At 73.9% G+C, this 12992-nt stretch carries 13 protein-coding genes and 1 riboswitch; of the genes, 7 read left to right on the top strand and 6 right to left on the bottom strand.

Translation table 11 applies throughout. The features are described 5' to 3' along the window. On the top strand, window positions 1-1088 hold a 1088-nt coding region (locus VFL99_RS17300; RefSeq protein WP_325107609.1), incomplete at its 5' end, for a proteasome assembly chaperone family protein. Between the two features lie 42 nt (window positions 1089-1130). Here the strand turns inward: VFL99_RS17300 and VFL99_RS17295 are convergent. The 5 genes from VFL99_RS17295 to VFL99_RS17275 all read right to left on the bottom strand — a co-directional run bounded on the left by VFL99_RS17295 (window position 1131) and on the right by VFL99_RS17275 (window position 6991). Then, window positions 1131-1961: a DUF1206 domain-containing protein gene (locus VFL99_RS17295; protein WP_325107608.1), complete on the bottom strand. Its 831-nt coding sequence runs from the start codon at window positions 1959-1961 to the stop codon at window positions 1131-1133. A 46-nt stretch (window positions 1962-2007) separates the two neighbouring features. Then, window positions 2008-3669 carry a DNA polymerase gene (locus tag VFL99_RS17290; protein ID WP_325107607.1) on the bottom strand — a complete coding sequence of 554 codons (1662 nt, stop codon included), beginning with the start codon at window positions 3667-3669 and terminating at the stop codon, window positions 2008-2010. Between the two features lie 168 nt (window positions 3670-3837). Then, window positions 3838-4326 carry a SufE family protein gene (locus VFL99_RS17285; RefSeq protein WP_325107606.1) on the bottom strand — a complete coding sequence of 163 codons (489 nt, stop codon included), beginning with the start codon at window positions 4324-4326 and terminating at the stop codon, window positions 3838-3840. A gap of 94 nt (window positions 4327-4420) precedes the next feature. Next, window positions 4421-5290: a sulfurtransferase gene (locus VFL99_RS17280; RefSeq protein WP_325107605.1), complete on the bottom strand. Its 870-nt coding sequence runs from the start codon at window positions 5288-5290 to the stop codon at window positions 4421-4423. Window positions 5291-5410: 120 nt separating this feature from the next. Continuing rightward, window positions 5411-6991, bottom strand: coding sequence for an ATP-dependent DNA ligase (locus VFL99_RS17275; protein WP_325107604.1), 1581 nt, complete (start codon window positions 6989-6991; stop codon window positions 5411-5413). A 154-nt stretch (window positions 6992-7145) separates the two neighbouring features. Here VFL99_RS17275 and VFL99_RS17270 point away from each other — a divergent pair, with 154 nt between their 5' ends. Next, complete coding sequence (locus tag VFL99_RS17270; RefSeq protein WP_325107603.1) at window positions 7146-7874, top strand: EcsC family protein; 729 nt, start codon at window positions 7146-7148, stop codon at window positions 7872-7874. Between the two features lie 76 nt (window positions 7875-7950). After that, window positions 7951-8319, top strand: a complete 369-nt coding sequence (locus VFL99_RS17265; RefSeq protein WP_325107602.1) for a YkvA family protein — start codon at window positions 7951-7953, stop codon at window positions 8317-8319. Window positions 8320-8329: 10 nt separating this feature from the next. Here the strand turns inward: VFL99_RS17265 and VFL99_RS17260 are convergent, their stop codons facing one another. Next, on the bottom strand, window positions 8330-8659 hold the full coding sequence (locus VFL99_RS17260; RefSeq protein ID WP_325107601.1) for an antitoxin: 330 nt from the start codon (window positions 8657-8659) through the stop codon (window positions 8330-8332). A 186-nt stretch (window positions 8660-8845) separates the two neighbouring features. Here VFL99_RS17260 and VFL99_RS17255 point away from each other — a divergent pair, with 186 nt between their 5' ends. The 4 genes from VFL99_RS17255 to VFL99_RS17240 form a co-directional block, all read left to right on the top strand. Then, complete coding sequence (locus VFL99_RS17255) at window positions 8846-10018, top strand: DUF4192 domain-containing protein (protein WP_325107600.1); 1173 nt, start codon at window positions 8846-8848, stop codon at window positions 10016-10018. Between the two features lie 133 nt (window positions 10019-10151). Continuing rightward, a riboswitch (SAM riboswitch) is annotated at window positions 10152-10263 on the top strand. Between the two features lie 32 nt (window positions 10264-10295). Then, window positions 10296-11426 (top strand): homoserine O-acetyltransferase MetX, encoded by a 1131-nt coding sequence (gene metX / locus VFL99_RS17250; protein WP_414713797.1) that lies wholly within the window; start codon window positions 10296-10298, stop codon window positions 11424-11426. 58 nt (window positions 11427-11484) lie between these two features. Beyond that, a complete protein-coding gene (locus VFL99_RS17245; protein ID WP_325107599.1) occupies window positions 11485-11886 on the top strand; it encodes a universal stress protein in 402 nt (133 codons plus the stop codon). Between the two features lie 264 nt (window positions 11887-12150). Beyond that, on the top strand, window positions 12151-12992 hold an 842-nt coding region (locus VFL99_RS17240; RefSeq protein WP_325107598.1), incomplete at its 3' end, for an RNA polymerase sigma factor region1.1 domain-containing protein.

The raw sequence follows: 12992 nt of genomic DNA, 5'->3' as shown, positions 1-12992 counted from the left end.
CGCGGAGGAATCCCTGTGCCACGGTAGGTGTTGGAACGGACAACCCCGCCCGACGGGACGCCCATGGCGTCGACAGCGTCGACCGCTTCGATGAGGAGGACCTCGTGCTCGACCCCGCCGACCTCTACCGGTTGGAGACGGACTGCGACCCGGCCGACCTGCACGCGTCGGTCCTGCTGGTCGCGCTCGGCGGCTTCATCGACGCCGGCCAGGCCGGTGCGCTGGCCAGCAACCACCTCCTCGAGACGATGGAGCACCGGGTGCTGGCCTCCTTCGACATCGACCAGCTGCTCGACTACCGCGGCCGGCGGCCGGTCATGACCTTCGAGAAGGACCGGTGGACCAGCTATGACGACCCGGCGCTGCTGCTGCACCGCGTGCTGGACGCGGACGGCACGCCGTTCCTGCTGCTGACCGGCCCCGAGCCGGACTACCAGTGGGAGCGCTTCGTGGAGGCCGTCCAGCAGCTCATCCGGCTGCTCGACGTGCAGCTCACCGTCCACCTGCACGGCATACCGATGGCCGTGCCGCACACCCGGCCGCTCGGCGTCACCCCGCACGCGACGGACGCTCGGCTGATCGCCGAGCACGACACGGTGTTCGGCAGCGTGCAGGTGCCGGCCAGCGTCGCGGCGCTGCTCGAGCTGCGGCTCGGGGAGGCCGGCCGCGACGCGATGGGGTTCGCGGTGCACGTGCCGCACTACCTGACCCAGTCGGAGTTCGCCGACGCCGCCGTCGTGGCCCTCGAGGCCGTGAGCGGCGCCACCGGCCTGCACCTGCCGATCGACGAGCTGGCCGCCACCGCCGGGCTCAACCGGGCGGAGATCGCGGCCGAGGTCGCCGACTCCGAGGAGGCGGCCGAGGTCGTCAAGGGCCTGGAACGGCAGTACGACACCTTCATGGAGGGCAAGCGGCGGCGCAGCCTGCTCGCCACGGACGTCAGCGACCTCCCGAGCGCCGACGAGATCGGCGCGCAGTTCGAGGCGTTCCTGCAGTCGCACGGCGAGCAGGACGCGGCGACCCCCGACCCCGACGACCCCGGCGACGGCAGCGGTCCCGAGCCGGGCCAGCCCGACGAGGACCAGTGACGATCTCTCGCAACCCGCGTCCGATCGAGCTGGACGACGAGGTCAGACGCGACGGTGGAGCGTGCTGAGGGTGTAGAGCCCGTAGGCGGCGAGCCCCGCCGCGACCGCCCCGAGCAGCACGACGCCGTACGGCTGCTGCTGCAGGTCGCGTAGGGCGCCGTCGAGCCCGCTGGCCTGCCGGGCCCGGTGGTGCACGGCCGCGGCGACGAACAGCCCGCCCACCAGCACGAGCGCCAGCCCCTTGGCCAAGTACCCCACGATCCCCGCCGTGGTGCTCGCGAGGTTGGGCTCCCCGCGCAGGTCGTCCAGGAAGCCGCGCGTGGCGCCCTTGTAGCCGTGGTAGAGCCCCACGCCCACGACCACCAACCCGATCGCGCCCACCAGCAGCCGGCCGCCGGCATGCTGCATCAGCACCGCACTGAGCTCTTGGCTGCTGTGCTTGCTGTTGGAGGGCTCACCGAGCGCGAACCGCAGGCACGCGACGCCGATCGCCAGGTGCACCACCGCGGTGGCCGCGGACTTGGCCACGTCCACCCAACCCCGGTCCCGGCGCCGCCGCTTGCGGTCGCGGATCGCGTCGGCCACCTCCCAGACCGCGAACGCGAGGAAGCCGACCGCGCCCAGCCACAGCACGACCTGCCCGCCCGGAGTGGAGGAGATGGTCTGCAGGGCGCCGGACTGGCTGGCCTGGTGGTCGGTGGTCCCGACGGCCACCCGGAACGCGATCCAGGCGATGAGCAGGTGCAGCAAGCCGCTGACCACGAGCCCACCACGGGCCGCCCAGGTGACGGCCGGGCTCTCACTGGTCTCGTGGGCGGCATGGGTCACGTCCTGGACGACGTCGCTGCCCTCATGGCCGTGCTCGCTGCTCACGAGCAGACGCTACCGGGACATGACGCGGCCGGCCGTCCGTTAGCCGTCAGTGACCTGCCTCCGACCAGCGCCGCACCATGCTCGTGTCGGCCACGAACCGCACCCGCTCACTGCCGGCCCAGCGCCGGGCGCTTGCGGCCAGGGAGGACTCGACCACCTCTCGGGCCGCCTGCGCCTGTGCCTCCGGGGCGTGCACCAGCAACTCGTCGTGCAGGCACAGCACGATCTGCGCGTCGAGGTCGCGCAGGCCGGCCCGCACGGTGGCCGCCCATGCCTTGAACAGCTCGGCGGCCGCCCCCTGGACGACCGCATTGCGCGCGAACCGGCCGCGTGCCGCGCGGAACGCGGGCGCTTCGCGCGCCCCGTCCCGGCCCTCCGGCATACGCACCAGTCGCCCACCGAAGGTGCGCACCGCCTCCCCGCGCACCCCGGCCTCGTGGGCACGGCGCAGGTAGGCCATCGCGGTCGGGTAGGAGCGCTCCATCCGCTTGAGTGCCTCGCCCGCCGGTCCGCTCGTCTGGCCGTACATCGCGGCCAGCACCGCGACCTTCGCCACCGGGCGCTCGACGTCGAGGGCGCGGGCGACCGGCGCGTAGAGGTCGTCGGCCGCGGCCGCCGCGGCGAACCCCTCGTCGCCGGAGACGGCGGCGAGCACGCGCGGCTCGACCTGGCCGAGGTCGGCGCGGACCAGCACGTGTCCCGGGTGGGCCGCCACCGCCGGGCGCAGCGGAGTGGGCAGGTTGTGCAGGCCGTTCTGCGCGGTCATCCGGCCGGCCGCGCCGTCGCACGCGGTCCAGTCACCGCGGAGCCGGTCGTCGGTGCCGACGTGGGCGTCGAGCCAGCGCCAGCCATAGGTAGTGGCGATGCGCTCGGCCTTGCGCCAGCGCAGGAGGGCGTCGACCACCGGGTGGGCATGGCGGTAGGGCGCGAGTCGGTGCTTGCGGGTGTCGGGGACCTCGATGCCGACCGCCGCGAGCAGCGCGCGCACCTGTGCGGGGTTGCGCAGGTCCGTGGACTCCCGGCCCGGGACGTGCCGCAGGACGAGCTGGTCGCGCTGCCGGCGGAGGGCGAGCTCCTCGGCCGGGTCGCGCGGCCGCGGGCCGGCAGCCTCGGTGATCAGCTCCTCCAGGGCGGTCCGGTCGACCGGGAGCCCGTGGACCTGCAGCTCCACGGCCAGCAGGGCTGCGGCCGACTCCGACGTTGCGGTGCTCACCGCGCGCGGGGAGACACGGTCCAGCCGCGCGACCTGCCGGCGCGCCGTCTCGAGCAGCAGCTCGACGGACTCGAGTGGGCCGGCTTCCGCGGCCGTCGTCGCGTCCGGCTCGGCGTCGTCGAAGAGCGTGGCACCGCCCCCACGGTCGAGCAGGGTCGCTCGGCTGGCCCGCTCGGGCACCGACGGAGGGGCGGGCTCACCGCGGCTGGCGGCGACCGCGGTGGCCGGGTCAGCGCGCCAGCCCCCGTCGAGCAGCCGGTGGGCCTCCGCGACGTCCCAGCAGCGCGCGAGCTGCACTCCGTCCTCCACCGGGGCACGTGCCGCGGAGGCCGCCTCCCACCAGACCCACCGTGGCCGGCGCTCTGCCTCCAGGGCCCGCACGGTGGCGGCGAGCTCGGCCAGCTCGACCTCGACCCGTAGCCGCGGCCCCACGACGGCGGCGTGCTCGCCGGTGACGACGAGGGCGTGCAGGGACGCCTCGTCGATACCACTCACGTCCCCATCCAACTGCGGGCCACCGACAGGCTCGACAGGGGGGACACAGCGGCACACGGCAGCGGGGCGGCATACCAGCGGGTGGGGGCACCACAGTGACGGCACACGACCGCGGGCGGCGGCGACCGTGGTCGCCACCGCCCGCGGTGACTGCTGCTGAGCGGCCGCTCAGACGGCCGACTTCAGGCGCACCTGCCGCTTGATCCGAGCCAGCATGGCCACCATGCCGCGCATCCGCAGCGGGGAGACGGCGTCGGTGAGCCCGAACCGGAAGGGCGCGTCGTCGGGCACCGCCAGCACCTCGTCGACGGTGAGGCCGTCGAGGCCCTCGTGCAGGATGCCGGCGAAGCCACGGGTGGTGGGCGCCTCGGCCGGGGCGTGGAAGAACAGGTGCACGGTCCGGTCGCCGGCAGCACCGCCGCCCTCGGCCGGGTCCACCTCCACCACGAGGAACAAGGGTGACTGGCACTCGTCGACGCGCTCGAGCTGCTCCTCGTGGCCGGCATACCGCTCGGGCAGGTCGGGCAGGCCGTCACTGAACTCGAGCAGCAGCTGCAGCCGGTCCTGCTGGGACACGGAGGTGAAGTCCTCGGCGATCTCCGTCAAGGCCTCCGGCAGCTGGTCGGTCGTGGACTGGGTGGTCGTGTCGGTACTCATCGTCTCCATGGTCTCTCCGGTGGGCCGGTGCGTCACCTTCGCTCGCGCGGCACCCGCGCTGGCGACCCGGGTGCGGGCGCGCCGCGCGCCGGTGTCAGCGCTCGATCGGCACCCGCACGGCGTTGCCCCACTCGGTCCACGACCCGTCGTAGTTGCGCACGTGCGGGTAGCCGAGCAGGTGGGTGAGGACGAACCAGGTGTGTGAGGAGCGCTCGCCGATCCGGCAGTAGGCGACGACGTCGTCGTCGGGGGCGAGGCCCTGCTCCTGCTGGTAGATCTGCTCGAGCTCGTCACGGGACTTGAAGGTGCCGTCCTCGGCGGCGGCGCGGCTCCACGGCACCGACTTCGCGCCGGGGATGTGGCCGCCACGGACCGCGCCCTCCTGCGGGTAGTCGGGCATGTGCAGCAGCTCGCCGCTGAACTCGCCGGGGGAGCGGACGTCGACCAGCGGCTTGCCGAGGTGCGCCAGCACGTCGTCCTTGAACGCCCGGATCGGCGCGTCCTCGCGCTGCACCACCGGGTAGTCGACCGGCTCCGGCTTGGGCACGTCGCGGGTGAGGTCGCGCCCCTCGGCGATCCACTTGTCCCGGCCGCCGTCGAGCAGCCGCGCGTCGGGGTGGCCGAACAGCGTGAACACCCACAGCGCGTAGGCAGCCCACCAGTTGCTCTTGTCGCCGTAGATGACCACGGTCGTGTCCCGGCCGATCCCGCGCTCGCCGAGGATCTGCGCGAAGCGCTCGGCGTCGACGTAGTCCCGGGTCAGCGGGTCGTTGAGGTCGGTGTGCCAGTCCACCTTGACGGCGCCGGGGATGTGGCCGGTGTCGTAGAGCAGCACGTCCTCGTCGGACTCCACCACGACGACGCCCGGGTCCTCCAGGTGCTCGGCGAGCCAGTCGGTGGTGACCAGGCGCTCGGGGTGGGCGTAGGCCTGCAGCTTCTCGTTCGGGTCGTTCGGGACGGACATGCTCAGGCGCCTCCGGTCGGTCGGGTCGGTTGGGGTCAACTCCTAGGCACAACGCCGACGGCGCGTGCCGTATGCCCCACCTTCCTCCTCCTCCGGCGGCCGCCCCACACCGGGCTGCGGTCAGCCGGGACGCAGCGCCTCGACCGCCTCGATGGTGTCGGCGTCCTCGGGGCGCTTGTCCGGTCGGTGGCGCACGACCCGGGCGAAGCGCAGCGCCAGCCCTGCCGGGTAGCGCGGCGAGCGTTGCACCCCGTCGAAGGCGACCTCGTAGACCACCTCCGGGCGCAGGGCGACCTGGTAGCCGTCGGTCGGCCCGGCGGCGTGCTGCGGCAGCTCCTCGGTCTGCCAGCGCAGCATTGCGTCGGTCATTCCCTTGAACGTCTTGCCGAGCATGACGAAGCCACCCGGCGGGCCGAACCGCCCGTCGGGGTCGCGGGCGCCGAGGTGGATGTTGCTCAGCCACCCGGTGCGTCGCCCGTTGCCACGCTCCACCGCGAGGACGACCAGGTCGAGGGTGTGCACCGGTTTGACCTTCACCCAGCCCGCCCCGCGCCGACCCATCTCGTATGCCGAGTCCCTCGCCTTGACGACGACGCCCTCGTGCCCGCGGGCGAGCGCGTCGGCGAGGAACGCCTCCGCGGCGGCCACTGCCTCGGCATCGGCCGGGTCGGGCACGGTCGCAGCCGGCGTGAGGTGCTCGGCGGGCAGCGCGGCCTCGAGGGCGGCCCGGCGCTCGTGGCCGGGCCGGTCCAGGAGGTCCAGCCCGTCGAGGTGCAGGGCGTCGAAGAGGAAGGTGGTGAGCGGTGACTGCCGGCGTCCGGTGGCCGGGTCGGTTCGGCTCGCCGTGCGCGAGGCGGTCTCCTGGAACGGCTTGGGCCGGCCGTCCGGCGCCAGCGCGATGAGCTCCCCGTCGAGGATCGCCGAGGCGACCGGGAGGTCGCGGACCAGCTCCACCACCTCGGGGACGCGGTCGGTGATGTCGTCCAGGGAGCGGGTGAGCACCCGCACCCGCTCACCGTCCTTGTGCAGTTGCGCCCGGATCCCGTCGAGCTTCCACTCCACCGCCGCGGGGCCGGTGCGCTCCAGCGCCTCGGGCACCGACTTCGCCGAGCTCGCCAGCATCGGCGAGACGGCTTGGCCCACGGTGAGCCGGAACCGTTCCAGTGCCGCGGGTCCGTCGCGCAGCACCGCGGTGGCCACCTCGGCGAGGCTGCCGCCCACGGTCACCGCCCGGCGCAGCTCGGCCAGCGGCACCTGCGCTGCCTCGGCGACCGCCGACATGACCAAGGACTCCTGCGCACCCTGACGCACCTCGCCACGGACCAGCCCGGCCAGTAGCCGCCGCTCGGGCAGGGTCAACCGGTGCAGCAGGCCGTCGAAGACGGCCCGGCGCCGCTCCGTCGACCCGGTCCCGGCCTCGGCGGCGCAGGCCTGTAGGCAGGCGTCGACCGCGCGGACCGTCACCGTGGGCCCGTCGGGCTCCTCCGACCTCGAGCGGAACCAGGTCATGGCCACGCCGGTGCGCCGCTGCCGCAGCGAACCGGACAGGTAGCGGACCACCAGCCACAGTTCGTCCGGTGGGCTGGTGGCCGGTTGCTTGGTGGCGCGGGTGAGCAGCCCGGCGAGGGCCGTCACCTTGGCGCGTCGGGAGCCGGTGTCGGCCAGCTCGGCGGACAGCTGAGCCAGGTCGGCGAAGAGCACGCCCACATGCTGACACTCGGGGCCGACACGTTGGGCGCGTCGGCACGTCGGACCCTGCGAGCGGCAGCCGCCGCTGGCAGGATGGCGACCTGATGGGGACGACCCGCCACAGGCGGGCCGGGACGCACGTCAGGCACCTCGAGGAGGAGCAGCGATGGGGTCGTTCGACAGGGACGACGGCGAGCGGGCCGGGGACCACGTCGACCGGATCGAGCAGGACGCCACGGAGCGGGACGAGGACGAGACGATGATCGATGCGGGGATGGCCACCGGGCTGATCGAGAAGCTCCTCGACGTCGGCATCGACGGCAAGGGCCGGTTCGACTCCGCGCAGCACGTCGCGGACACGGCGCTCGCCGAGCACCCGGAGCCGGGCGCGGCGATCGACAAGATCTCCAGCCAGCACCTGCGCCTGGCCGCGGCGGGCGGGTTCGTCACCGGGTTGGGCGGGCTCGTGACGATGACGGTGGCCCTGCCGGCCAACGTGGTCGGGTTCTACCTGCTCGCCACGCGTGCGGTGGCGGCCATCGCCAGCGTCCGCGGGTACGACATCCGCCGCCCCGAGGTGCGCTCGGCCGTGCTGCTCGCGCTGGTCGGGGCGGACGCGGACGACCTGCTCAAGAAGGCGGGCCTGTCCGGGGGCGGACGACTCGCGAACTTCGCCGTGGAGCGGCTCCCCGGGCCGGTGCTCATGGCGGTCAACAAGGGCGTCGGCTTCCGGCTCATGACCCAGGTGGGCAAGAAGACGCTCGCCCGGTTCGGCAAGGCCGTCCCCGTCCTCGGCGGCGTGGTCGGCGCGGGGCTGGACACCTACCTGCTCAAGCGGATCCTCGACCACGCCAAGCACGAGTTCCCGCCGAAGACGCACGTCCTCACCCGCTGAGGCTCCTCGGCCCGCGGAATCCCCCGAGCCCGCTGGACGTTCCGTGGATGACCGTCGCCGCACGACAGGAGACCACATGGCTGCGACCGCCACGCTCCGCTGGGGCATGTTCCGCTCCATCGCGAAGGCCATCCGCCGCTCGACCCGTCCCGGGGCGCCCGGACTGGCCGAGCGCCTCGCCGCCGTCCCACGCCTCGCCCGCGCCCGCATCAAGGGGGAGTACACCGGGGTCTCCGGCCGGGAGCTGCTGCTCCTCGCCGGTGCCCTGCTCTACGTCATCTCCCCGGTCGACCTGATGCCCGAGGCGCTGTTCGGCCTGTTCGGTCTCGGCGACGACGCGGTCGTGGTCGCGTGGATCGCCGCCGCGCTCATCCACCACACCGACGACTTCCTCGAGTGGGAGCGTCGGCGCGCCCAGACCATCCCCGGTCAGGTCATCGGCTGATCGCGGGCGGTCAGGGCTGCCGCGGGTCGAGCGGCTCCGGCGGCTCGATCGGCTCAGGAGGGTCCACCGGGTCCGGCGTGTCGAGGTGTGAGGCCGGCTCCGGCGGCGTCGGGGGCCGCTCCTCGTGGTGGCGCTCCTCGGCGATCCGGTCGGCGGCGCCCTTCGCGCCGTCGCTCACCTTGTTGATCGTGTCGGAGTACTTCCCCTTGGTCCGCTCGTCGAGGAAGCTGCCGCCCTTGTCGATCGCCTGGTCGATCTTGTCGCCGTGCTCGTCGGCGAGCTCACCGGCGCGGGTCCGCGCCTGACCGAACATCTGCTTGGCCTTGTCGAGGAAGCTCATCGTCGCTCCTGCCCTGTGCGGTATGCCGAGTGCGTGCCTCCCGCTCCCGACTCTAGTCAGTGCCCGGCACCGCACAAGCCCCTCCACAGGCCCCTCCTCCACAGGCCCCTCGGGGACGGCCCGCCCGTCCACAGGCGCGCACCGGAGGGCTGTCGGGGTCCGCCGGAGCGGCCGCAGGGTCGAGGCATGACATCGACACCGAGGACACCCCGCCCACCCGACTCCGGTCCGGAGAGCGCCCCCAGCCAGGTGCTGCGGTTGCGCACTCCGGGCGACCTGCTGGCTTTCCTGCCCTACCAGCTGGGCTACCACCCGCGTCGCAGCGTCGTGGTCGTCTGCTGGCACCAGCGGCGACTCGGCCTGGTCCAGCGGGCCGACCTACCGGAGGACTGGGAGGTGGAGGAGGCCCTCGACGTGCTCCTGCCCGTGCTCTTCCGGGAGGATCCGTCGGCCGTGACCCTGGTGGGCTACGAGGACATCGACGGCGAGTCCCACGAGCTGCTCGGGGCGCTCGCCGACGAGTGCGTCGACGGCGACATCCAGGTCCGGGACCAGCTGGTGGTCTGCCGCGGGTTCTGGCGCTCGCTGGCGTGCACCGACCCGAGCTGCTGCCCTCCGGGCGGCAGCCGGCTCCCCGACCCCGCGCAGGTCCCCGCCGCCGTGGAGATGGTGGCGCGTGGCGTCCGGCCGGCACTGGACCGGGCGGGCCTGGCCGACCGGCTCACCGGCACCCGGCCGCTGCTGGAGCGCGCCGTCGCCGCCGAGGCCGAGCAGCTGCAGGCCGTCGCGCCGCGGCCGTGGGAGGCCACGCGGCTGGTGCCGTGGCGCGACCAGGCGCTCGCGGCCTGGGCCAGGGTGCTCGGCGTGGCCGCCGACGCCGGGCCGGATGCCGCGGTGCCCGTCGCCTCCCTGCCCCCGGGCGACCTGGCCCGCGCCGCCGTCTCCCTCGTCGACGTGGAGGTGCGCGACGCCCTCATCGCCTGGCTCACGCCGGGCAACCTTCCGTTCGAGCTGGTCGACCCCGACCTGCTGGCGCAGGTGCGTCGGCACCTGTCGGCTGCGGGTGGCGCCGACGATGAGGACCGGGGTCGCGTCATCGAGCAGCGACTCGTGGAGCTGTGCGCTGCGCTGCCGGCCGCCTGGGCGGTGGCTCCGCTCACCGTGCTCGCCACGCACAGCTGGTGGCGCGGCGACGGCGCGCTGGCACGAGTCGCCGTCGAGCGCGCCCTGGCGAGTGATCCGGCATACCGGCTGGCGCAGCTGCTCCTGCAGATGATCGACCACGCGGTCCGCCCGGAGCGGGCCGCGGCGGCCGCCGAATCGGCGGCCCGGCCGGGGCCACCGGGCACCGCCGCCTGAGGTCAGGCGGCCACCGGGGCAGGGTCCCGCCGGTCGGCGGCTCCGCGCGAGGTCCGACCGGCCGGCGGCGGGGTGTCCGTGTGCTGGACGTCCGGATGCGCGCGGGCGCGCCCGGCCGCTATCGTGTCCTGCAGGTCATGAGTTCCAGCACCAAGCCCCGGCTTGCTGGACGGCAACCCTCCTCCGCGGTGGGGTGCCCCGGGTGATGACCGGGCCGGCCCGGAGCGGGTCGGCAAGCGCGGACCCTCCGTGGGTCCGGACCGACCCAGGAGGCGCTGTGACCATCACGACCCAGCGAACGTGCCCGGCGACGGCCCCCCGCGTGTGCCCGGAGGCCCCGCCGCACCACCTCCAGTACCGCCAGATCGGTGCCCTCGACCTGGAGACGGGCGGGCGCCTGCCCGAGGTGCGGGTCGCCTACGAGACCTGGGGGCGGTTGAACGCCCGCGCGGACAACGCCGTCCTCGTCGAGCACGCGCTCACCGGCGACAGCCACGTGGCGGGCCCGGCCGGCCCCGGCCAGCCCACCCCGGGCTGGTGGGACGGGTTGGTCGGACCCGGTCGCCCCCTGGACACCGACCGGTTCTTCATCGTCGCCACCAATGTCCTCGGAGGCTGCCGGGGGACGACCGGTCCGGCCTCCACCGCCCCGGACGGGAAGCCGTGGGGGAGCCGCTTCCCCTTCGTGACCATTCGCGACCAGGTGGCGGCCGAGGCCGCGCTGGCCGACCAGCTCGGCATCCACCGCTGGGCGGCGGTGCTCGGGGGTTCGATGGGCGGCATGCGCGCCGGGGAGTGGGTGGCGAGCTACCCCGACCGCGTGCAGGCGGCGTTGGTGCTCGCCAGCACCGGGGCGGCCTCGGCCGAGCAGATCGCCTGGTGCCAGCCGCAGTTGCTGGCCATCCGCCAGGACCCTCACTTCCGTGGCGGCGACTACTACGACCATCCGGTCGGCCCCGACGCCGGCCTCGGGCTCGCCCGGCGGATCGCGCACGTGACCTACCGCAGCGAGCAGGAGCTCGCCGACCGGTTCGGACGGCGTGCGCAGGGGACCGAGCAGCCGCTCGGTGGCGGTGGCCGCTACGCCGTGGAGAGCTACCTGGACCACCACGCCGCCAAGCTGGTGAACCGCTTCGACGCCAACTCCTACCTCGTCCTCACCGAGTCCATGAGCTCGCACGACCTCGGGCGGGGGCGTGGCGGCGTCGCGGCGGCGCTCCAGGGCTACACCGGTCGGCTCCTCGTCGCCGGCGTCGACAGCGACCGGCTGTACCCGCTGCGCCAGTCCGAGGAGCTGGCCGCAGCGGCCGGCCAGCAGGCGACCATCATCCGGTCCGAGTGCGGCCACGACGCGTTCCTGCTCGAGACCGCGCAGGTCGGGGCGCTGGTGCGTGGGCTCCTCGCCTGACTGGGGCGCGCCGATCCGGTAGCGTCGGCCGCACTGGTCCTGGCTGGAGGAGGCTTGCGTGGCTGTCGTCGTCGGATACGTGCCGACCAAGGAGGGGCGGGCCGCGTTGCACCGTGCGGCGGAGGAGGCCCAGATCCGGCGGACCCGGCTGATCGTCATCAACTCCAACCGGGGCGGGCGTGACTTCGACGCCGAGGAGGCGCGCCGCTTCGAGCGGGAGCTGCAGGAGGTCCAGGCCGAACTCGACCAGCAGGGCATCGACCACGAGGTACGCCAGCTGGTGCGCGGCAACGAGCCCTCGGAGGACCTGATCGCCGTCGCCGAGGAGGCGGGCGCCGAGCTCATCGTCATCGGTCTGCGGCGTCGCACGCCGGTGGGCAAGCTGATCCTGGGCTCCAACGCGCAGCGAATCCTGCTGGACTCGCCGTGCGCGGTGCTCGCGGTGAAGGCGGCGGGCTGAACCCTCTCGCGGCTCGTGCGACGTCGCCGCTGTCGTTCGCGCAGGTCAGCCGCGCCGACGGACGACGTCCGGGCGTGGTCGGGCATACGATCCGGGCTCGCGACGTTTTATAATGGTGTGCACGTAACCCCGACCGGCCCGGCCGGTCCGGGTGAAGACCGCCCCCCGTCCCGTTTGAGCAGACGATCGCCTCAGCCCCTCGAGGCGATGTTGTCGCGTGCGCCGACGTTCTCCGTCCGCGACGAAAGGTAGTTGGTGTCGCCCGTGTCGAAGTCCTCGACCAGCTCGTCCGCCTCGTCCCCAGCCCCCCAGACCTCGAGCGGTTCCGCGCTGCCCGCCGAGTTCTCCCACCCGGCCCTGCAGGAGCTCGTGCGCCAGGGCACCGTGCACGGTCAGGTCGACGCTCGCCAGCTCGGCGACGCGCTCGTCAGCGCCGACCTCGCTCCCCGGCGGATGAAGGCCGTGGTCCGCTCCCTGGAGGAGCAGGGCATCCACGTCGTCCTCGATGAGGAGACCGCCGGCCGCGCCGTGGCCGCCACGCGCACCCGGCGCACGACCACGGCGAAGGCGGCGACCAAGAAGTCCACCCCCAAAAAGACGTCCTCGGGCTCGGTGAAGTCCGACCAGGCCGCTGCCGACGGCTCTGCTGACGGCGGCTCGGCGGCCGACGCCAAGAGCACCGCGAAGTCCGCGGCCGGCGACGAGGGCGCTGCGAACGGCTCGAAGACCTCGGGGTCCTCGGCGAAGAAGTCCACCGCCAAGACGGCCAGCAAGGCCGACGCCGGCGAGGGCGCGACGGCGAGCAAGGCCTCGAAGAAGTCCTCCGGCAAGGCCGCGAAGTCCGCCGACAAGGGCGGCAAGTCCAGCGCCAAGTCCGCGAAGAAGACCGAGGGCCCGACCGGGGTCTCTCCCGACGCCCCCACCGACGAGGACGAGGCGGTCCTCGAGGAGGAGGAGACCAAGCAGGCGGAGGTCGAGGCGGTCGCGGAGGCCGGTGGCTTCGTGCTGCGCCAGGACGACGAGGACGACGCGCCCGCCCAGCAGGTCGTCACCGCCGGTGCGACCGCGGACCCGGTCAAGGACTACCTCAAGCAGATCGGCAAGGT

The organism is Segeticoccus sp. (genome assembly GCF_035708005.1).
The sequence above is the reverse complement of the archived record's forward strand: the minus strand, read 5'-3'. Positions and strand labels throughout refer to the sequence as shown.

Excerpts from the sequence above, each read along its gene's own strand:
- VFL99_RS17285 (WP_325107606.1), bottom strand. The coding sequence starts at position 4,326 with ATGAGTACCGACACGACCACCCAGTCCACGACCGACCAGCTGCCGGAG.
- VFL99_RS17280 (WP_325107605.1), bottom strand. The coding sequence starts at position 5,290 with ATGTCCGTCCCGAACGACCCGAACGAGAAGCTGCAGGCCTACGCCCAC.
- VFL99_RS17270 (WP_325107603.1), top strand. The coding sequence starts at position 7,146 with ATGGGGTCGTTCGACAGGGACGACGGCGAGCGGGCCGGGGACCACGTC.
- VFL99_RS17265 (WP_325107602.1), top strand. The coding sequence starts at position 7,951 with ATGGCTGCGACCGCCACGCTCCGCTGGGGCATGTTCCGCTCCATCGCG.
- VFL99_RS17260 (WP_325107601.1), bottom strand. The coding sequence starts at position 8,659 with ATGAGCTTCCTCGACAAGGCCAAGCAGATGTTCGGTCAGGCGCGGACC.
- VFL99_RS17255 (WP_325107600.1), top strand. The coding sequence starts at position 8,846 with ATGACATCGACACCGAGGACACCCCGCCCACCCGACTCCGGTCCGGAG.